This window comes from Mucilaginibacter flavus (genome assembly GCF_030409315.1).
GTDB classification, from domain to species: Bacteria; Bacteroidota; Bacteroidia; order Sphingobacteriales; family Sphingobacteriaceae; genus Mucilaginibacter; species Mucilaginibacter flavus.
Window position 1 is genome coordinate 151,267 of the sequence record NZ_JAUFPS010000028.1, and the last position, 20,668, is coordinate 171,934.

The window sequence follows — 20,668 nt, forward strand, 5'->3', positions numbered from 1 at the left end:
GCAACAAATGTCGGTACGGGAACAAACTTAAAATAGCTTAAAAAGGCATAAAAATAGTCGTATCGGTCGGGGTTTATCGCTTAAAATACCTACCTTTTAAAATCTTGTCCATCACTTCGTCATAAAAACTTGTACCCATGGTAATTTTCGCGCTGCCCAGGTTAAGCATGTTGCCTTCAATAGAATTAATCATTTTGGTATTAACAATATAGCTTTTATGTACCTGTAAAAAATTATCGGCAGGGAGTTTTTCCTGTATGCCTTTAATGGTGAGGTAAACTACCAGCTTTTTGGGGATGGTGTAAAGCACCACGTAATTGGCCATGGCTTCCACGTAAATTAAGTCCTCGTACAATACACGCTCAATTTTACCATCGCACTTTACGTAAAAATATTCGGGCGATGTTTCTGCCGGTGCAGTAACCGGTTTCGATCTTAATAATTTCAGCTCCAACGCTTTTTGTGCTGCCTTTAAAAAACGATCAAGTGAGAATGGTTTTACCAGGTAATCAACCACGGCCATTTCAAAACCATCAAGCGCGTATTGGCCGTATGCCGTTGTCATGATTACCATGGGCAGGTTGTTTACCGATCTTAAAAACTGCAGGCCATTCATCTTGGGCATGTTGATATCCAAAAAAATAAGATCGACGTTAAGTTCGTTGAGCAGGGTGGTTGCTTTTAGCGGATTTTCGGCCGTGCCGGCGAGTGTCAGGAAATCAATTTCGTCAATATACTCCTGCAACAGCTTGCGCGCTATAGGTTCATCGTCTATAATAAGGCAGTTTAGTATCATACGTTGAACAGGGTTAAGGTTACCTGGTAATTATCATCGTTATTGATAATATGAAGCAAGTGTTTGCCTGGATACAAAATTTCTAACCGGCGTTTGGTATTGGCAATGCCCAGGCCCGATGATTTTTCGGTTTGATTTATAAAGGCGTCTTTAGTATTCACCACATAAAAAACCAGGTTGACGTTATCATATTTAAGGTTGATGCTTACGTAGTTTTGTTTACAGTCGTTAATGCCCACAAACTTAAAGGCGTTTTCAACAAAGGTGATGAACAGCAGCGGGGCAACATTTATTTGCCCGCTTACATTGTCGGCACAAAAGGAAACTGCTATGCGCTCATCAATGCGGCCTTTTTGTATGGCTATATAATTACGAATGTAATTGATTTCGCTATCCAGGCTAATCTGCTCCACATTACATTCGTACAACTGGTAACGCAGCATTTCCGAAAATACCAGCAGCATTTCGCGGGCATCTCTATTTGATTTATCAATATGCCCGTAAATGGAATTGATGGAGTTGAACAGGAAGTGCGGGTTAAACTGTGCCCGTAAAAAGTTCAGCTCATTGGTGGCCTTTTCTTTTTCTATCTGCTCAATATAAACCTGCGACCGTATTTTTTCGATCACCATATGCGCGGCTACGATGCAAACCACCCAAAACAGGATATTGACGAAGGAATTGAAAAAGATATCGAGGTAGTTAAACTGCGGATTGGCTATCTTAAAAATATAAGTGATTACCAATACAGAAACCGGGACCCTCAATATTGCTGTTACGATAACGCCGCTTAATGCAAGCAAACCAAACTTTACGTATTGCTTTTTATTGAGCAACTGTGGAATAGTATACAAGGCATTGAAATAATAATTTGCCGAAATAAATACCAGATAACAAAACTGTATGGTGATGGCATGGGATAAACCAACGTACCATTCCTGAAAACATAGATCCAGAAAAGGTAGGCCAGCGCCCAAAATAAAATATGATATATGAATTTATTGGTTTTCAACTAACTATGTGGGTGTTTGGGTAATTACACATAAAGGTATGATAAAGTATTTTCTGTTGCAGCTATTTCGGCTCTGCACCATCCGGGAATGCCTGCCCTTTGTGGCAGGTTGTGCAGGATACTACCAATGCGGCATCACCAATTTTAGGATGCTTTAGCTTCAGGTATTTTTTGTTGATGCCCAGGGTCATGCGCATCATGGCGCGCGAAATTTCTTTTTCGGGTTTGGCATCACTTGCAAAATCAAGTCCGTGGCCGTCTTTATTAGGTGCGTGGCAAAAGCCGCAGCTTACACCCAGGCCATCCTCAAAATCATCGGCCATAATTCCCTGCAACTCTTTTGATGTGATGTTTTTTGGCAGCACTTTTAAATTGGTGTAAAGCCGCGGCTCCGGCTTGTTAATGGTGGCTCGCGCCGTAATGCAAACTATAGCAGTAAGTGCCATAATCACCATAAGTTTTTGATTAATCTTCATGGCCTATGCTTTTTTGACAATTACGCTAAGGTTTACTTGCAGCTCGTCGGCTATGGTACTGATACCGCCTACGCCAAAATCTTTGCGATTTATTTTAAATGATCCTTTAAAAATAAACCCATCCGTTGTGGCCGCGGTGGTAAATGGAAACGTTATGCTTTTGGTTTTTCCTTTGATAGTTAAATTGCCGGTAAAGGAATAGGTACCGGTTTTTGAGGCCAATGTAACCCTGGTTGAATGTAAACGGATGAGCGGATTATTTTTTACATCAAAATAGTTTTCGCCCCGTAAATGCTCATCGCGTAAACTATTATCGGTATTTACTGTGGATGCATTGATGGTAACATCAAAATTGCTTTTATCAACATTTTGAGGATCGAAATTGATGGTCCCTTCAAATCCGCTAAAAGTACCATCAACCCCAAAGCCAAGGTTTTTAATGGTGAATTTAAGTGCGGAACCTTCGTCAACCGGTTTGTATTGCGCGTGACTGTATTTTATGGCACAGATCATCAGCGCCATAAATAATATGATCTTTTTCATTATTGCTGGCCGGTTGTTTTATCAGCTTCCATTAATGGCGTATCCGTAATAGCCAGCGTATGGTTATGTTCCATATAATTTACACTGGTGAGGCCTAATAGTCCGCGTAGTTTTTCGGCAGGTACTTTCATCGGTCCTGGCGATGGGGCAGCACCCGGTGCCGGTTGCGGAAACGCGGTTGAGTTGGCGGTATGAAAAGTAATATTGCCTTCCACTTTTTGAATGGTTTGATGAATATGCCCGTTTAAAACTGATACCGAACCAAAGCGCTTTAGCAAAGCCAAAGCCTGGGCGCTATCATCGGTTCCCCAGCCCCATTGCGGATAAATAGCCCAAAGTGGTATGTGCGCAAAAACTACTATCGGCGTACTGTTGCTTAACGGTTTCAAATCATTTTCCAGCCATTTCAATTGCGCCGCGCCAATGTAACCCAAGCCGCCATCAACATGGTTGGTTACATTTACCAGGCCGATAAAATGTGTGCCGTGTGAGTCAAAACTGTACCAGCCATCGCCCAATGTGCCTTTGCCATAGCGTTCAAGGTATAGTTTGCCGTTATCGGTAACGTCATGCTCGCCGGGTACATAAAATATTTTCTCGGTTTTTACACTTTTTAGGGCTTGTTCCAGGATGTCAAATTCATCGGCCTGTGCCAGGTGGGTTAAGTCGCCGGTGTGCAGTACAAATGATGGCGCGGTGGGCATGTTATTGATTTTGGCAATAGCGGCGTTTAATGTTCCCAGCACATCGGGGTTGGCCGCTTTGTTGAACCCGATATGGCTATCGCTGATCTGCACAAAGCTAAAATCAGACTTTGGTATCAATAGCCCTTTTTTGATGCCGCCGGTAGTTTTATCAATCATTTGGCTCATGCCGTATGATTTTAAAACACCGCCAGTCATCATCCAAAGTACGCCGGTGCCGGCCCAGGCCATACATTCTAAAAAGCCGCGACGGTCAATGCCATCGGCACTGGTTTCATGGGTTGAATGATCGTCATGATGATGGTGAAAAGGATTTTTCATGCTGTTATCTTTTTGAGTGATTAAAATAAATTACAGCACTAAAAAAGATAAAGAAGGCCTGATGTTATAGTATTTTACATGAAGTGAGGGATTTACTTGATGAAGGCGAGGTTTTTAGGAAAAGTGGGTAACGTATGGTCGCTAATTTAAAGTCCCCTCTTGAGAGGGGGCGCGTCAGGAAAAGTGATGGCAGGGGTGTGTTTTCCAGCGTTCAACCTGCGAAGAGAACACACCCCTCCGCCCCTCTCAAGAGGGGATTCGCGCATACCCCCGCTTTTTACCTGCCCAGTTTTATTTATGGATACTTAAACCCCGGGAAAACAACATGAAAAATACTCCACCAGTCCTGCTCAAGCGAGAGGTAAATTTTAAACGGCCCTTCAAAATGAATCACTTCATTATTCTCTAAAACGGCATCGTATTTAACCATACCCTCCGCGTGGCCTAAACCGCCGCCTTCCTGTAATTCAAAACCAATATCGTGAATGGTGTATTCCTCGTTTTTAAATGCAGGGAACGCGCTGAAAATGTTTTTAAGCTGGGCTACAATTTCGTCTTTAGTATAAGTTTTTCTATCGGGCGATACAAAACTGCGGCCCAGTTCCCAACTCAGTTCGCTAAAACTTTGCTTAAACCATTCAGATAAAAACTCCTGCGCTCTATCTTCAATATCAATTTTATGATTGGGGTGAAACTCCTCGTAATGAAAGTGCATCATCATGCCCGGAATAGCAAAGTCGTTAGCTTCCTGCTCAAACAGTTCTTCGGTAATAAAAAGGTATTTAACGCGGTTGCTGTATTCGCCACTGTAATCAATTACAATGCTTTTGCTTTGCATCAGGCTGTTGAGTTCCTCCAAAGCAATATCCAAAAGATCGTCGCTTAATTCGGCCGCGGGTATAAAATCGGGCTCGCCAAGTAATTCAAACAGTTTAACTCTTTTTGAGGAGGCATAATTATGCTCAAAATCAAAAATGTTTTTCAGAAACTCGTTTTCTACCTGTGGATCAACGGGGTTAATAATTTGCGGATCAACACCCAGTTCGGCCTGTAATTTCAGGTGCAACAGCTCGTTTTCCATCCTCAGGTTTTCTTGCGGATCATCGCTTAGCGGCTTATCAAACAGGTCGTCGGTGTTTTCGTTTTCCATGGCAGGTATTTTACGGTTACGGATAGCAGATGTATGGTGATACAATAAAGGCTACAAAAATTAAGCCCCATTCAAAAAGAAGGGGGCTTATATAATATGAAGGTATTGATTTTTATAATAAAAATAAAATGCGGTTATTTTTTGTGAGCGGCCTGGTAAACAATTTTACCGCCTACAATCGTTGTATTTATTTTAATGTTCATGATATCATCGGGGTTAATAGTCGTAGGGTCGGCATCAAGCACCACCATATCTGCAAACTGTCCCGGCAGTAATGATCCTTTCTTCTTTTCCTCAAAAGTAGTGTAAGCACCACCATAGGTATAGGCTTTAATGGCATCTTCGACATCAATACATTGGTTGGCTCCTATAACAACGCCTTCTTTTGTTTTACGGGTAACCGCGCTCCCCAGCCTGATCATGGCCGGGTACGGCGAAATTGGGGCATCGGAATGTAAAGCATAAACAATACCCATTTGCTGGGCCGTTTGGGTGGGATGCAGCATTTTTAAACGTTCGGGACCATAAACTGCCATTTTTTCGCCAAGCTCATACATGTAACAATGAAATACCGGCACTATATTATCCTTTTTAATACGATCAAGAATACTTTGATTGGTTATGCTGCAATGTTCAATACGATGGCGGGCATCAGGTCGCGGTGCCACTTTTTGAGCGTTTTCTATGGCGTTAATAACCATGTCTATCTCGCGGTCGCCGTTGGAGTGGCAGGCAATTTGCCAGCCAGCGCTATGGATTTTTAAAAATAAGCTATCTAACCCGGCCTGGCTTCGGGCCGGCGGGATACCATAGTAATCTTTTTTGCCGGTAAGCGGATTGATCATGTCATAAGGCTCATACAACCAGCATGTTTTACCGCTTAATGAATTTCCCTGGATTACTTTGATAGTCGAGATCCGCAAAAAATCGTTGTTTATCCGGGGGATTTTGCCGCTTAAAACCTGGTCAAGGTAATCAACCCCGATAATGAGGTTAAGCCTTGTCGGGAATTTTTGGGCAGTAAGTTTTTGGTAGATATTTACTTTCTGCGGTGTGGTCCATGCATCGCCAATGCTGGTTACGCCGCTTGCAAGCACCTGGTTAAAATATAAACGATAGCCATCCATTTCCTGGGCAGGTGTTGGCTGTGGTGGGTACACAATATTTTTAGCCTTGTGCAGGTAGCTCGCAGCAGTCTCTTTGCAAATGCCATTGGGCTTATTGCTATTTTTGTAACGTTCAAAAAGGCCTCCGGCAGGGTCTTTAGTGGTTTCGTTAATGCCGCAATGGGTTATAAGGTATGAATTGGCCGCCGATAAATGCCCGCTTACATGCGATATCAGGATAGGATGATCTGTAGATGCTTTATCTAAGCTATCTCTTATTGGCTGGCCACCTAACTTAGTTTCATTATAACCCACACCACGAATCAGCATGCCTTTTGGGGTAATGGCTGCCTTTCGTTTAAGCAGGGCTACCAGGTTTTTCATGGATGTCACCGTATCCAGTTTAAGTACGGCATATGGCTTGTTGAAAGGATAAACTGGGGCGGGATGCTGGTGTACGTCATTAAAGCCGGGTATTACCGTTTTGCCTTTCAGATCTATTTTGCGGGTAGTTTTGCCGGTGTATTTTAAGATTGCGGTATTGCTGCCAACCGCCAGGATATTGCCGTTTTTAATGGCGATAGCCTGGGCCCGATCCCCTTTCTGTTTAAGAGTGATGATGTTGCCGTTGATTAAAATCAAATCGGCCTGCTGGGCCTGTATGATGCCGGCACTTAAAAAGAACAAGGATAAGAGGATCAACTTTTTCATATTCCCCCGAAATATCCCCAATTAATATTAGCTAAACCTTTACAAATTATTATGTTATTGAAGGTTGACGTTTAGATTTTTTACACCATTTAAGGCAATTAGCTGTGGCTGTTAAAAAATTGTTGGTAGTGCATCATCAACTGATCAAAACAGATGTTAAGCCAGGCCGAATAATTATCGGGGCTGGCTTTCAATTCATCGGCCAATTCAGTCATGCCGATGTATTTAAAATCCATCACCTCTTCGGTATTAAGCTTTGGTTCTGTATCGCTGATGCCGAAGAATACATGGTCAATTTCATGCTCGGTTAAACCGGGTACAATATCTGAGCGGTAAATAAAATTAAATGCAGGGGTTAACTGGCAGGCCAGTCCCATTTCTTCCATCAGGCGGCGGTTGGCGGCGTCAATATTGGTTTCATTGAGGCGGGGGTGGCTGCAGCAGGTATTGGTCCACTTACCGCCCGAGTGATATTTTTCCATAGCGCGTTGCTGTAATAGCAGGCGGCCCTGGGTATCAAAAATAAATACCGAGAATGCCCGGTGCAGCCTGCCTAATTGATGCGCCTCCAGCTTATCCATCGTTCCTATCACATTATCGTCGGCATCCACCAATATTACCTGCTCTTCCATGGGGTGCAAAATTACGGTTCTTAATTTATAATGCAATTATCCGCTCACGGTCGCAATTATCCATGCTTATATACCGTGAGTCCATGTTTCAGGATGCCATACATCCGCACCTTTGTATTGTCAATCACGACGAATTAATTTAAAGAAAAACATGGAACAGAAAAAATTGATACCGCCATTTAGCGCGGAGTCGGCAGCCGAAAAACTGCAGCTTAATCAAAATGTATGGAATACCCGCGATGCGGAACAAATTAGCCAGCTATACACCGAAGATATTGAATGGCTTGATAGAACTACATTTTTAAACGGCCGGGCAGCGGTGAAAGCTTATCTAAGCCGCAAGTTTGAAACCCAACTGCATTTTAAAACCCAAAAAGAAGTTTGGGGAGCCAAAGAAAACCGCAACGCCATCCGCTTTGAAGATGAATGGCAGGATAGTAACGGGCAGTGGTTTCATAGCTATGGTAATGAACAACTGGAGTTTGATGAGCAAGGCCTCATCCGCAAAAGATTTGGCTGCATAAGCGATAAAGCTATTAGCGCGGATGAGCGTACGCTGGTTTAAAAGCGAATAGCATCATTAGCCCGAGGAGGGAAATAGAAAACGATTCAAAATAACACACACCACAACGAACAAATGCCCCTTGTAACTGGTTTAAAAGCAGTTCACTACCTTTAGCTGCTTTTACCAGGTACAATTGTCATGATCGCTCAAAATCCTTTAGCATTGATTAATCCGCAAAACAAGGAACTGGCGTTCAGGATTTATCCTTTTGAGGATGACAGCCATTTTAACAAGCTTAACAATTGCAATTATTTTGTGATGGTGCTGGTAGCCGAAGGTACAGGCACGCTGATGGCCGATGTAGCCGAGTACGCCTTTGGCCCAAACAGCCTGATGTGTTTTTCATTGTATCAGCCTTTTAAGATCAGGGCCGATGGCGTTTTTAAAGGAGTGATGATTAACTTCCATCCCGATTTTTTTTGTCTCCATAAACATCGCGACGATGTATCTTGTAATGGCGTGCTGTTTAATAACAACTATGAGTCGCCGGTTATAGCGTTGGATGAGGCTGAAATGCAGGCTTTATTAACGATTGCCCACGAACTGAAAATCGAACTGCAATTAGCCGAACTGGCTCAGTTTGAATTGCTGATATCCTACCTTAAAATTTTCCTGATCAATGCTTCGCGCATCAAGCTTAAGCACCAGCAGGGAGATGGCGAAATTGTGGGTAAAGACCCCATGATCAGGAACGTGCTAAAAAACGCTATTGAAGAAAATTTTAAAACCCTGCACAGCCCTGCAGGCTATGCCGAATTGCTGCATACATCGGCCAAAGTGCTAAACCGGGTTAGCAAAACGTATTTTAATAAAACGCTGTCCAACCTGATTGCCGACCGTATTATCATTGAAGCCCGGCGTGAATTATACCTTACCTCAAAGGCGGTTAAGCTGATAGCTTATGAACTGGGCTTTAATGATGAGTTTTATTTTAGTCGTTTTTTTAAAAGTAACGTGGCGGTATCGCCTCAAACTTTTAGAGATACGGTAGGTTTTGATAAAGCTAACGCGTGAGGTTCATTTGTCCGCCTACTGTTAACCTTTTATTTATTTTAGGATAAGTAATAAGCTTGCTGTAAATTTAGGTTTTTGCCATACCAGGCAATAATCAAGCAAACACAGGCTTTATGGATTTTACAGCGTATGAGCAGGCATTTCAGGATATTTTAAATGACCCGGAGCCCAAGGGTTTTTACAGTAATCCCGATTATTTGAATTATACAAAACTCAACTGGTCGCGCCAGCAACGCTGGTTTAAAACAGGGATATTGAACAGCGCTTTGGCTAAAGTTATGGCTGATATTGCAGAGCCGCAACAGTGGACCATCATTACCGAACCCTGGTGTGGTGATGCCGCGCATACCCTGCCTTTTATGCACATGCTATCGCAGCTTAATCCGCTCATAACGGTTGACTATCAGCTGCGCGATTCGCCACCGTTTTTAATTGAACAATATTTGACCAATGGAGTAAGCCGATCTATCCCGAAATTGATTATTGCTGATAAAAACCAAACTGACCTTGTGGTTTGGGGCCCACGACCAGTAGCTTGCCAGTTGCTTTACAATCAATTCCTGCAAGATCATGTTGAAATGGAGCAAAAGAAAATAGCCTTGCAAAAATGGTATAACGAGGATAAGGGCGAAAGCTTTCAGTTAGAGTTGCTGGGTTTACTAAGGAAGACTTACGAAGTTTAAAAAACTTCGTAAGTCTTTCATCGCGCAGAGCCTAAAAGTTAGGATCAAAATTAAAGAAGATAGGATTAGAAAGTCCTACCATATTGCCACTCAATTTTTCAGACAATGGCACCTGCGGGTATGGCGTAGACGGGCCTTCAACCGTTACCCGGTAATACGTACGGCCAATTAAAGCCGGGGTATCGGTAAATTCAACTACCGGTTGTTTGCCTTTGGCCTGGTAAGTACCGAAAGGATCGCCATTTTTTACAATGTTAATGGTATAGGTAGAATCTGAAACCGTTTTACCACTAAGCTGTACCATGAATTTAACAGGCTTGCCGGTTGCCTTTACGTTATCGCCCATCATCATATCCATTTTACCATCCTCGTTAATATCGGCATAAAACTCCACGCGTGGCGCATATGGGTTTGAGCTGATGGATACCCTGCCGTTGGTAAGCGCGTCAACAACCGCCTGCGATGTTTTGGCTGTGGCAAATACCCAGGTAGTTGGCGTGCCTACATAATTGGCTTTGGCCTGGTAGGTGTTTTTACCTGGCTGCTCGCTGCCTTCTGGTGTACCGTGATGCGCGTCGCTGCCTCCACGACCGGTTAATTTACGACCCGACGATAGCATATCGTCCCAAATCATGATCGCGTTGGCATTTTTTGACCATATGGCCGAGTTCCAAACCTCAATAGAATTCACTATATCATAAGAGTATCCAAAATGATCCTTACCGCTGGGATGGTTGGCCGATAAATGGATGTTTAATTGCTTCTTCACAGCTCCTATTACTACGTCGCGTTGATCGCGCACGTCATATAAACGTTGGTGATCATACGGACGGGCCGAGAATACGTTGCCATGTCCGCGGGTGGTTGTCCATTCGCCACCGTATAGCAGCAGTACATCGTTTGATTTAAATTCAGGGTCGGCCCAGGTGTTGTGCGCAACATCGCCGTTTACGTGGTTATCATGGTCGGTAATACATACGTAATCTATTCCAACGGCTTTGGAGAAAGCAATGATTTTGGCAATGGAGTTGTTTGATGATTCCTTACTGTGGCGCGAGTGAACGTGAAGCTCGCCCTTTAGCCATACGCCATCGGTCATGTTGGCAACGGTCGGCAGTACGCCTAATTCGGTAGTTTCCCAGGGATTGGTATGGGCAGTTTGCGCCGAGGCATTGAGGCTAAATAAGGCGAGCATAGTTAGTCCGCTTATAGCGCTTTTTAAAACTGTTTTTAAAGGTTGAGATATAGTCATTTGTGCAAAGTGATTGTATGCAGCCAAACTACCCAGCCCGTATTAGCTAATTGTTAAAGCATGGAAATGATATAAAAATGTGACATGGAATCCAATGGCGATTTAGTTGCCGTAACGTGGAGCAAAACAGGTATCAAGGCGGCAACCCTCTTTTTTTTAGAATGATTTGCCGCCTTGATTTATAGCAGTCAGGCATAGCTCCATACGACTTGCTTTTTACTTTCCGCCAAACAAATCAACCAGTTTTTTCTCAATCAGCCCGTCAGGTGTAAAACCTATTTCTTTCATCACAATTTTTCCGTCGGGGTCTATCAGGAAAGTAGTGGGTACGGCTGTTACGCCAAAGTATTTATGGGCGATATCTTTATCGTCAATGGCTTGCAACCAGGGTAATTGCTGGGTTTTAAGCTCGCGCAGCCATTCGGCCTTTTTCTTATCTATAGAAATGCTGTAGATCTCAAATTTATCGCTTTTAAACTTTTGGTAAATATCCTTCATATGCGGGAACGATTGTTTGCAGGGGCCGCACCAGCTTGCCCAAAAATCTATCAGTACATATTTGCCCCTAAACTGCTTAAAATCGCGGGTAGTGTTTTTATCAGTAGGTAAGGTAAAATTGTTCACCACATTACCCTCTTTTGAATTTTTTAAACCCAGCAGGTAATTGGGGATGCTCATACCTTCTTCAGAATCCTGCAGGTTTTTAGATAGCATGTGGTATAGCCTTTCAAGGTCGGCAGGTTGCAGGACGTTGATGCCGCTGCCCGATAGTACAAATACCGAGGCGTAAGAATCGGGGTGGCTTTTAATAAAAGCTTCAATAATGCTGCCTGATTTTTTGCTGGTGAGCTCCTGTTGCTCTTTTGCAAATGCTGCAAATTCCGGCGTTACCTTGCCATCTGCCGGAAATGCGGGTATGCTCCCGTGTTTCTTAAACAGTTCGGCACTTACTTCCTCAGATAATTTCATCTCCTGGTTGCTGTACTCCTGGAAGTCTTCGGCCGATTTAATACCTGTTATGGTACCGCTTATCATATCTTTAGTAATATCGATGTTTTTAATTTCGATGGTGCCGGGCCTATCCACCAGTATCGGGAAAACCCTAAAGCCACCGTATTTTTTAAAGCAATATTCATCACAAAGCATAGGGATAAATCCCTTTACGTAGGGAATGATAAATTGAAAACGGCCGTTTACTATTTCGGTGGTGTCCATATTATGCCCTTTGCCATAAAGGTACACGTGGGTAAGTCCTTTAAGGTCGCCGGTAACTTCTCCTTTTATGGTGAGGGTTTCCTGCGCTGTAGCCAGGGTGGTGCAGGTGATTAATAAACTGAGGAGTGATAAGATCTTCTTTTTCATATGTTTGTACATTTATATAAATATACTATAGCGTATGTTTAAACATCTGTTAAAAAATGTTAATATTGATAACCAGTTGATTATGCCTGGTTTTACCTTGCATGCAACGTTTAAAGCTGCGCCGGCATGTGTAGTCCGTTTATCTACAACGATGAAGTAACTTTAATTGGGCATATCCTTTTTTTGTAGTGCTGTAGTAAGTAATCTTGCGTTAACAGGCTTATTAAACCTTTCCTGTTAACCAATTAAGCAAACCGGCTATGAAAAAAATATTCCTTCAGCTATTATTACTGGTTATCAGTATTCATGCATTTGCGCAGGAAACTATGATAAAATACCTGTCCGGAACGGATAAGGACCATGCCGTACAATGGGATTTTTACTGCACCGGTGGCAGAAAAAGCGGGGTGTGGACAAAAATAGCCGTGCCATCAAACTGGGAATTGCAGGGCTTTGGCGTTTATAATTATGGCCACGATAAAGTTAAAGGCAACGAGCAAGGCTTATACAAGCACCAGTTTTTTGCTGATGCCTGGCCGGGTAAAAGGGTATACATAGTTTTTGAAGGTTCCATGACCGATACCAAAGTGCTCATTAACGGCAAACCGGCCGGGCCGGTGCACCAGGGCAGTTTTTACAGGTTTAAGTACGATATTACAGATTTGATAAAGCCCAACGCGCAAAACCTGCTGGAGGTTACCGTTGATAAAACATCTGGAAACTCATCTGTAAATGATGCTGAGCGACGCAATAGCGATTTTTGGGTTTTCGGCGGTATTTATAGGCCGGTATATCTCGAAATTGTTCCGGAAACAGCTATAGATAGATTAGCCATTAATGCCAAAGCCGATGGCTCATTTGCTGCCGATATTTATACCCGTAATTTAAAAGGCGATGAAACTATTGAAGCCCAGGTACAAAAACTAAACGGCGAAAACGTGGGCAAGCCTGTTGCTATTAAAGTTGATAACAGCCGCGAGCACCAGCAAATAAAAGCCGATTTTAAAAAGCCTTTGTTATGGAGCGCCGAGTTTCCAAACCTGTACCAGGTGCTGATCAGTATAAAAAACAAGCAGGGTATAGCGCATCTGGTTAAGCAAAAATTTGGCTTCCGTACGGTGGAACTGCGTACCAACGATGGCCTTTATGTAAACGGCGCTAAAATTATAATGAAGGGCTGTAACCGTCATAGCTTTTGGCCCGAAACCGGGCGCACGCTTAGCCACGCCATTCATTTAATGGATGTAAAGCTGATGAAGGACATGAATATGAATGCCGTGCGCATGTCACATTACCCACCCGATGCCGATTTTTTGGATGTTTGCGATTCATTGGGCGTATATGTATTGGATGAGCTAACCGGATGGCAGGCTAAATACGATACCGTGGTAGGGCGTAAGCTGGTGAAAGAGCTGGTGGTACGTGATGTAAACCATCCGTCTATCCTGTTTTGGGATAATGGCAACGAGGGCGGTTTTAACCGTGGACTGGATAACGACTACGCTCTGTATGATCCTCAAAAACGCGCGGTATTGCATCCCTGGGAAAAGTTTAACGGCACGGACACCAAACACTATCCCGATTATAATTACATGGTAAAAGCCGCCGCAACCGGGCAGGAGGTATTTTTCCCGACCGAGTTTATGCACGGGCTTTATGATGGAGGTGCAGGTGCTGCGCTCGATGATTTTTGGGCGCAGATGATGAAACACCCGCATGGCGGCGGCGGCTTTATATGGGCACTGTTGGATGAGGCTGTGATTCGCACAGATAAAAATGGCGCCTATGATTCTGACGGTAACCACGCGCCGGACGGCATTGTTGGTCCGCACCGCGAAAAGGAGGGCAGTTTTTATGCGATAAAGGAAATCTGGTCGCCGGTTTATATTGATCCGCAGCCTTTAAAGAATGATTTTAATGGTGAGATCCCGGTAGAGAACAGATATAGTTTTACCAACTTTAGCCAGTGCGCCTTTAAATGGAAACTGGTCGATTTTCCATCGGCACAAAATAAAAACACAGCTTCCGTAGTAAAGGCAATCGGTATACCGCAAGTGTCCAACCTTAAACCCGGCGAAAAAGGGATATTAAAATTAAACCTGCCCGCGTCATGGCGTAAAAACGGAGCTTTATACCTTACAGCATATGGCCCCGATAAAAAGGAGATATTTACCTGGAGCTGGGCCATAAAAGCGCCATCTGCGCCGGTTTACACGGTAGCTCCTAAAGCTATAAAAACAAATGAAGAGGGCAATTCGCTTACTGTAGCCTGCGATGGCATTGGCTACTACTTTGACAAAGCTACCGGCTACATTCAAAAGGTGGTTAAGCCTACGGGCACCGTGTCGCTATCTGGTGGCCCTGTTTTGGCAGGCGTTACCACAACGCTTCACAAGTTTACTTATGCAACCATTAATAAAGAATTTGTGGTGGCAGCCGATTACCAGGGAGCTGGGTCATTACATGTAAAATGGACTTTTAACCCGGGGCATCCGGTTAAATTAGACTATCAATATACCCAGCAAGGCGATGTTGATTTTACCGGCATCAATTTCAATTACCCCGAAGAGAAAATTACCGGTATGAAATGGCTTGGTCGTGGCCCGTACAGGGTTTGGAAAAACAGGCTTAAAGGCCAGCAATTTGGCGTTTGGCATAAGGCTTACAATAACTCCATCACCGGCGAAACCTGGGGGTATCCCGAATTTAAAGGCTACCATGCCGAAGTTAACTGGGTAACTATTGAAAATAAGGAAGCACCATTTACGGTTTATACTACCGATAAAAACACCTACTTGCAAATGCTGCGCCCGGCCCGTGAAAAAGATGCGCTGTCGAATAACAATGTCGAACCCGCATTTCCGGAAGGTAGCATCGGGTTTTTAAATGCGATAAGTCCTATTGGTACCAAATTTCAATCGGCAGATGTGATGGGGCCGCAAAGTCAAAAAAATCACTTAACAGGCGAGCCGGTAAAAGGTACGCTTTGGTTTGATTTTGCTCATTAATTAAGGAAGACTGTTGTTGTTCAACGGTTGAAATTTTAGTGATTTAAGGGTTAGAAAAAAATAAAGTCCCCTAAGCGCTCGCCGCCGGGGACTTAAACCTAAACCTTATCACAATTGGTAAGAAGAGATCTTACCGATGTTATTGCAATAATAGTATTTTAATTGGGTTTTTGAAAGGGGAAATCAATTTTTTATGGGTTGTTTAGCTATAAAATTATGATTTCTGCAACATTAGACGGTTGACCTCACAACTAACGGGTGTAGCAGGCTTAAAACCTAAAAAAATAAGCGCATATTTATCATTCTCGATTGCTTGTTTCAGGCCGGTTAAACCGCCGAAAATATGAGTTCATCAAAATTTTCCTTTGCAGCGCCGCAGGTGGGGCATTCATAAACGGCCAAATTACTGAACGATATTCCGGGCGCTATTTCGTTGAATTCATCACCATAAAGCTCATCGTAAATGGTGAAGCAGCTTTTGCATTGGTGCACGGTTTTTTGAACAGACGCGTTGGTTTCTTCTTTGCTTTTAGCTGTATTTAAAGGGAGCTGATTATTGCTTTGCTGCTCATAAAACATATCGCAAAGGGTTATCAGGTGTCGGCTTAAATCGGCCTTGGCAACGCCTTGTTTATAAACAACAAATTCGCGGGTATTATGGTTAAAATCGCGGGTATGGATAATTTCAAATTCATCGGGGCTACGCTCGCGAATCATAACAGAGCCGTAAATGCCCGATTTTGGCGACCGCTTGATGGCGAAGCTTAAACGATAGGTGCGTAAATCGGCCTCCTCAAACTCGCGCACCAATTGCTGCTTAAGTTCAAGACATTGGCTGCAGAGGTCTTCAATTTGCCAGTTAAGCTCATTGGCGGCATGCCTTATGTTTACACGGTACTTATTAAGCAGCACAGCCCAAAGCGGGCGGTGTTTGGCCTCAATATTTTTGATAAGCAATGATTTCCATGGGCTGATATACAATTGCCCCACCCTGGTTTGCATACACAGGTTACAGATATCCTTTAAAAATTCAATATCAAAAAGCTCGTTGCGGCGGTAAATACCCAGCCAGTATTTATTGCCTTGTTTGTTAAAGCCCTCGTAATAAGGTAGCTGAAAATCGGGTATCGCCAGGGGCTGATCTATTTCCTGTATCACAAATTGATTGCCGGCGGTAACCAGTTGGTAAAGCAAATCGGCATTAACTTCGGGTTGGTCATAAAACAGGGGTTTATTGGCCAATATTACCTGTTGTATGGTTTTGCTCATGGCCGGGATATCGTCCGAGTAAACCAAAACCGGCCAGCAATACAGGATATTGGTTTTAGGGAAACGGATATACTGGTACCAGTAATTACTTACCGGCGAAGAGATATAGTTAAGGTTGCCCGTAAAAAACGGGGCAAAAGTTTGGTTGCTATCAACCAGGTTTATTTTAAGTTCGGGCTGATAGGCAAAAAGATCGAAGATATCTTTATAAACACCTTCCTTAAGCCAGCCTTCCTGGTTAAAAATACCATCGGCAATGTATGAGCTGGTAATGTTGGGGTAAACATCCTGGTTTATCTCATGATCAATACCTGCGCCCAGCATGTCAAATTCCAGATCTTCCAGTTGGGTTACATCAATTTCAAAATATAGCTGCTGCCTGTTACCAAAACGAATTTGCGTAGCACCCGCGTTTTGCGCAATGATGAGCATTTCATAAAAATCGCCTGCTGATGATACACCCCCCGGAAGATTTATTTTAACTACCTGCTTCTTTTTCATTGGCTATGCTTTTATTAATTGTTGTTGCAATACTTCTTCTAACAACCGCTTTACTTCGGGCCTGCATGATCCGCAGCCTGTGCCGGCACCGGTTTGGCTGCAAACATCGGCCAGTTGGGTACAGCCACTTGCTACTTTATTGCGGATATTATCGGCACCTACGTTATTGCAGCTGCATACCAGTTTACCTAAAACGGGTTCGGCGGTTTTGCCGCTGCGGAGTAGTTTAAGGCGCTTATCGCTCAATTCAGTTTTGTTGGCAATCAGTTCTCTAAATTCCTGGAACTCGCCTTTATCGCCAATTAAAATGGTGCCTACCAGCTTATCCTGGTGTATAATGCATTTTTTATAATAGCGTTTGGCTTTATCTATAAATACAATTTCTTCATAGTCCTTATCATTCGGGCAATCGGATAAACCGATGCTGCACAAATCAAAACCATGAATTTTAATGATGTTCATGAACAGGCTGCCCTTGTAATAGCTGGCAATATCTCCGTTCATATAACCGGCAACTACGGCGGCCTGTTGCTCGGCGGCAGCAGTTATGCCATATAGCGTGCCGTTAAATTCGGCAATTTCGCCAATAGCGTATATGTTAGGGTCGCTGGTGAGCAGGCGTTCGTTTACTATTACGCCGCGTTTAATATCCAGGCCGCAATCTTTGGCAATCTCCAGGTTGGGGGTGGTGCCAATAGCCAGGATCATGGCGTCGCAGTTAATTTTGCGTCCGCTTTTAAGGCCAATGCCGGTAAGTTTACTGCGCCCGTAAAACAGCTGCACTTCATCATCATAAAAAATATCACAGCCCTGGTCAACCATTTCTTCATGTAGTAACCTGCTGCCCAATTCATCCAACTGCCGGTTTAAAAACCTCGATGTACGCTGAATAATGGTGATGGTAATCCCAATTTCCCGCAGGGAAGCAGCCATCTCTAAACCTAACAAGCCGCCGCCCACAATAACTACATGGCCGTTTTTGGGGACGTGCTTTTTAAAGTTATCGGCATCGTTGCGGCTGCGCATACTAAAAATGCCGGGTAAGGTTGGTACGTTTTTAGGGATAGCCGCCCTGCTGCCGGTTGCCAGCAACAATACATCATAGTAGGTTTTTACCCCCCGGCTATCCAAAACGTATTTGTTGGCACGGTCTATTTTTTCGATGCTTACACCGCGTAGCAGTCTTATTTTAAATTCGGGCTCTTCTTCGTCGGTCATTTTTACCAGTTGCTCCCACCGCTGCTCGCCGCTAATGTAATCGGGCAGCATTACGCGGTTGTAAAAAGGATGGTCTTCCTTACTGAAAATGGTGATCTCATCGTCTTTATTCAGCTCCCGGTACGAGCGTACAAAGCCGTGCGCGCCGGCCCCGGCACCAACAACTACAATGCGTTGAAAAGGCTTTTTATATTTTTGAACGCTTACCGCGCAATACTTAAAATCGGGTTCTTTTGAAATCGGGTCAACCGCATCATTGGTAACATTATTAATGCGGTGCATATCATTATTGAGAATTTTGCCCCAATGCATCGGTACAAAAACAACACCCTGCTTAATTTGCTCGGTAATTTTTGCTTTAACATGTACCTCGCCCCTGCGAGAGGTAATGATGGTAACATCGCCTTCCTTAATTTGCAGGTTTTCGGCATCAATAGGATTGATCTCCATAAACGACTGCTTAATGTGCTGGTTAAGCTTATTTACCTTACCGGTTTTGCTCATGGTATGCCATTGATCGCGGATGCGGCCAGTGGTGAGGATAAAGGGGTAATCATTATCCGTTGTTTCGCTGGTATGCGCATCAGGTACGGCGCTTATTTTGGCGTTACCGGTTTGGGTATAAAATTGTTTATCTGTAAACAAGCGCGGCGTGCCTATGGTTGCATTACGCTTTTTATAGGGCCATTGTACTGAGCCTTGCTGCTTGATAATGTCATAGCTTAAGCCGCTAATGTCGATATTGGTTTTGGCGGTAAGCTTAGCGTGTTCGGTATAAATTTCGGCAGGGTTTTTAAAGTCGAACCCTTTATAACCCATTTTTTGTGCAAAGCGACAAATGATCTCGCTATCTGGGATGGCTTCGCCCGGTGCATCTAATATTTTGGCCAGGTAACTGATGCGCCTTTCAGAATTGGTCATGGTACCTTCCTTTTCGGCCCAGGCGGCAGCAGGCAAAATTACATCGGCGTAGGCTAAGGTTTCGGGCTTGTTGCTTATTTCCTGTACTACCACAAACTTTGCTTTTTTCAAAGCTTCTTCGGCCAGGCGCACATTGGGCAGGCTGATTAGCGGGTTGGTACACATAATCCAGATGGCTTTAAGCCGGCCATCATTTAAGGCCTCAAACATTTCTGTAGCGGTAAGACCCGGTTTGGCGGCTATTTCTGTTCCGCCCCAAAACTTTTGTACCTCGGCCCGGTGATCGGGATTGCCCAGGTTGCGATGCGCGGGTAACAGGTTAGCCAGGCCACCTACTTCGCGCCCGCCCATGGCATTGGGCTGCCCGGTTAATGACAGCGGACCAGCACCTGGTTTGCCAATATTGCCGGTTATTAAATTGAGATTTATCAGGCTCAGGTTTTTGTTTACCCCAACAGAACTCTGGTTAAGCCCCATCGTCCACATGGAAATAAAGCCTTTAGCCTCGCCAATGTATTTGGCGGCAAGGCGGATGTTGATTTCACTTACGCCACAAATGGCCGATGCCTGCGCCAGCGTACGCTCAAATACCAGTTTGCTGTACTGCTCAAACCCATCGGCATGGTTGGTTACAAAATCAATATCTATATCGCCGTTCTCTATCAATACCCTGCCTATTGCATGGTTTAGCGTAATGTCGGTACCAGGGTTTAATTGCAGGTGCAAATCGGCATTGCTGCAGGTATCGGTAACCCTTGGGTCAACCACAATAATTTTCGTATCGGGGTTGGCGGCTTTGTGGGCTTCCACCCGTCGCCATAAAATGGGGTGACACCAGGCGGGATTGGCCCCGGTAACATAAAAACAATCAGCCAGTTCAATATCATCGTAGCAAAGGGGTACAGTATCTTCGCCTAAAGCGATTTTATAGGCGGCAACCGCGCTGCTCATGCACAGGCGCGAATTGGTGTCAATATTATTGCTGCCGATAAAGCCCTTCATCAGCTTATTTACCACATAATATTCTTCGGTAAGGCACTGGCCCGATGCGTAAAACGCCACCGAATCTGGTCCGTATTTTTTGATAAAAGTTTTAAAAACGGCCGCTGTGCGCTCCAACGCGTTGTCCCAGCTTACCCTTTGCAGGGGCATGCTTTTGTTGTAGCGCATTTGGGGGTACAGCAGCCTGTCTGTTTTGTCATTAGCGGTGTAGTGCAGGTTAAGCCCTTTACTGCACAGCATTCCTTTATTTACGGGATAGTCTTTATTACCCTCAAGCGTAATACTGCCGTTCTTTTCTTTATTAAGTACCACGCCGCAACCCACCCCGCAATAGCAGCAGGTACTTTTTAATGTATTTTGAGAACGTTTGTTAGCCATTGTTAAGAGCCTCACCTAAATCCTCTCCAAAGGAGAGGACTTTG

At 43.9% G+C, this 20,668-nt stretch carries 16 protein-coding genes; 4 read left to right on the forward strand and 12 right to left on the reverse strand.

The window, feature by feature from the left end; genetic code table 11:
- Positions 1-73 precede the first annotated feature (73 nt).
- The 8 genes from QWZ17_RS12000 to idi form a co-directional block, all read right to left on the reverse strand.
- Positions 74-796 carry a LytR/AlgR family response regulator transcription factor gene (locus QWZ17_RS12000; RefSeq protein WP_290305455.1) on the reverse strand — a complete coding sequence of 241 codons (723 nt, stop codon included), beginning with the start codon at positions 794-796 and terminating at the stop codon, positions 74-76.
- Positions 793-1,773, reverse strand: coding sequence for a sensor histidine kinase (locus QWZ17_RS12005; protein WP_290305456.1), 981 nt, complete (start codon positions 1,771-1,773; stop codon positions 793-795). The genes QWZ17_RS12000 and QWZ17_RS12005 overlap by 4 nt, the downstream gene beginning before the upstream one ends.
- A 97-nt stretch (positions 1,774-1,870) precedes the next feature.
- Positions 1,871-2,284: a c-type cytochrome gene (locus tag QWZ17_RS12010; RefSeq protein WP_290305457.1), complete on the reverse strand. Its 414-nt coding sequence runs from the start codon at positions 2,282-2,284 to the stop codon at positions 1,871-1,873.
- A gap of 3 nt (positions 2,285-2,287) precedes the next feature.
- Entirely contained in the window at positions 2,288-2,827 is a 540-nt protein-coding gene (locus tag QWZ17_RS12015; protein ID WP_290305458.1) for a YceI family protein, read from the reverse strand.
- The gene (locus tag QWZ17_RS12020; RefSeq protein ID WP_290305459.1) at positions 2,827-3,852 is read right to left on the reverse strand and encodes a metallophosphoesterase family protein; all 1,026 of its coding nucleotides are present in this window, start codon (positions 3,850-3,852) and stop codon (positions 2,827-2,829) included. Before QWZ17_RS12020 ends, QWZ17_RS12015 begins: the two co-directional genes overlap by 1 nt.
- A gap of 295 nt (positions 3,853-4,147) precedes the next feature.
- The gene (locus QWZ17_RS12025; RefSeq protein WP_290305460.1) at positions 4,148-5,002 is read right to left on the reverse strand and encodes a hypothetical protein; all 855 of its coding nucleotides are present in this window, start codon (positions 5,000-5,002) and stop codon (positions 4,148-4,150) included.
- A 134-nt stretch (positions 5,003-5,136) separates the two neighbouring features.
- Positions 5,137-6,819 carry an amidohydrolase gene (locus QWZ17_RS12030; RefSeq protein WP_290305461.1) on the reverse strand — a complete coding sequence of 561 codons (1,683 nt, stop codon included), beginning with the start codon at positions 6,817-6,819 and terminating at the stop codon, positions 5,137-5,139.
- Positions 6,820-6,917: 98 nt separating this feature from the next.
- The gene (gene idi, locus QWZ17_RS12035; protein ID WP_290305462.1) at positions 6,918-7,451 is read right to left on the reverse strand and encodes an isopentenyl-diphosphate Delta-isomerase; all 534 of its coding nucleotides are present in this window, start codon (positions 7,449-7,451) and stop codon (positions 6,918-6,920) included.
- Positions 7,452-7,602: 151 nt separating this feature from the next.
- On the opposite strand from idi, the gene QWZ17_RS12040 reads away from it, so the two are divergent.
- From QWZ17_RS12040 to QWZ17_RS12050, 3 genes are all read left to right on the forward strand, one after another.
- Entirely contained in the window at positions 7,603-8,016 is a 414-nt protein-coding gene (locus QWZ17_RS12040) for a DUF1348 family protein (RefSeq protein ID WP_290305463.1), read from the forward strand.
- A gap of 138 nt (positions 8,017-8,154) precedes the next feature.
- On the forward strand, positions 8,155-9,030 hold the full coding sequence (locus QWZ17_RS12045; protein ID WP_290305464.1) for a helix-turn-helix domain-containing protein: 876 nt from the start codon (positions 8,155-8,157) through the stop codon (positions 9,028-9,030).
- A gap of 113 nt (positions 9,031-9,143) precedes the next feature.
- Positions 9,144-9,713: a thioredoxin family protein gene (locus QWZ17_RS12050; RefSeq protein ID WP_290305465.1), complete on the forward strand. Its 570-nt coding sequence runs from the start codon at positions 9,144-9,146 to the stop codon at positions 9,711-9,713.
- Positions 9,714-9,744: 31 nt separating this feature from the next.
- On the opposite strand, the gene QWZ17_RS12055 is transcribed toward QWZ17_RS12050, so the two are convergent.
- Together QWZ17_RS12055 and QWZ17_RS12060 are read right to left on the reverse strand one after the other, a co-directional pair.
- Positions 9,745-10,965 (reverse strand): CehA/McbA family metallohydrolase, encoded by a 1,221-nt coding sequence (locus QWZ17_RS12055; RefSeq protein ID WP_290305466.1) that lies wholly within the window; start codon positions 10,963-10,965, stop codon positions 9,745-9,747.
- A 216-nt stretch (positions 10,966-11,181) separates the two neighbouring features.
- Positions 11,182-12,327 carry a TlpA disulfide reductase family protein gene (locus tag QWZ17_RS12060; RefSeq protein ID WP_290305467.1) on the reverse strand — a complete coding sequence of 382 codons (1,146 nt, stop codon included), beginning with the start codon at positions 12,325-12,327 and terminating at the stop codon, positions 11,182-11,184.
- Positions 12,328-12,587: 260 nt separating this feature from the next.
- Between QWZ17_RS12060 and QWZ17_RS12065 the strand changes: the two genes are divergently transcribed.
- On the forward strand, positions 12,588-15,335 hold the full coding sequence (locus QWZ17_RS12065; protein WP_290305468.1) for a glycoside hydrolase family 2 protein: 2,748 nt from the start codon (positions 12,588-12,590) through the stop codon (positions 15,333-15,335).
- A gap of 327 nt (positions 15,336-15,662) precedes the next feature.
- Here the strand turns inward: QWZ17_RS12065 and QWZ17_RS12070 are convergent, their stop codons facing one another.
- Complete coding sequence (locus tag QWZ17_RS12070) at positions 15,663-17,105, reverse strand: rubredoxin (RefSeq protein WP_290305469.1); 1,443 nt, start codon at positions 17,103-17,105, stop codon at positions 15,663-15,665.
- Between the two features lie 3 nt (positions 17,106-17,108).
- A complete protein-coding gene (locus tag QWZ17_RS12075; RefSeq protein ID WP_290305470.1) occupies positions 17,109-20,624 on the reverse strand; it encodes a nitrate reductase in 3,516 nt (1,171 codons plus the stop codon).
- Positions 20,625-20,668: the final 44 nt, after the last annotated feature.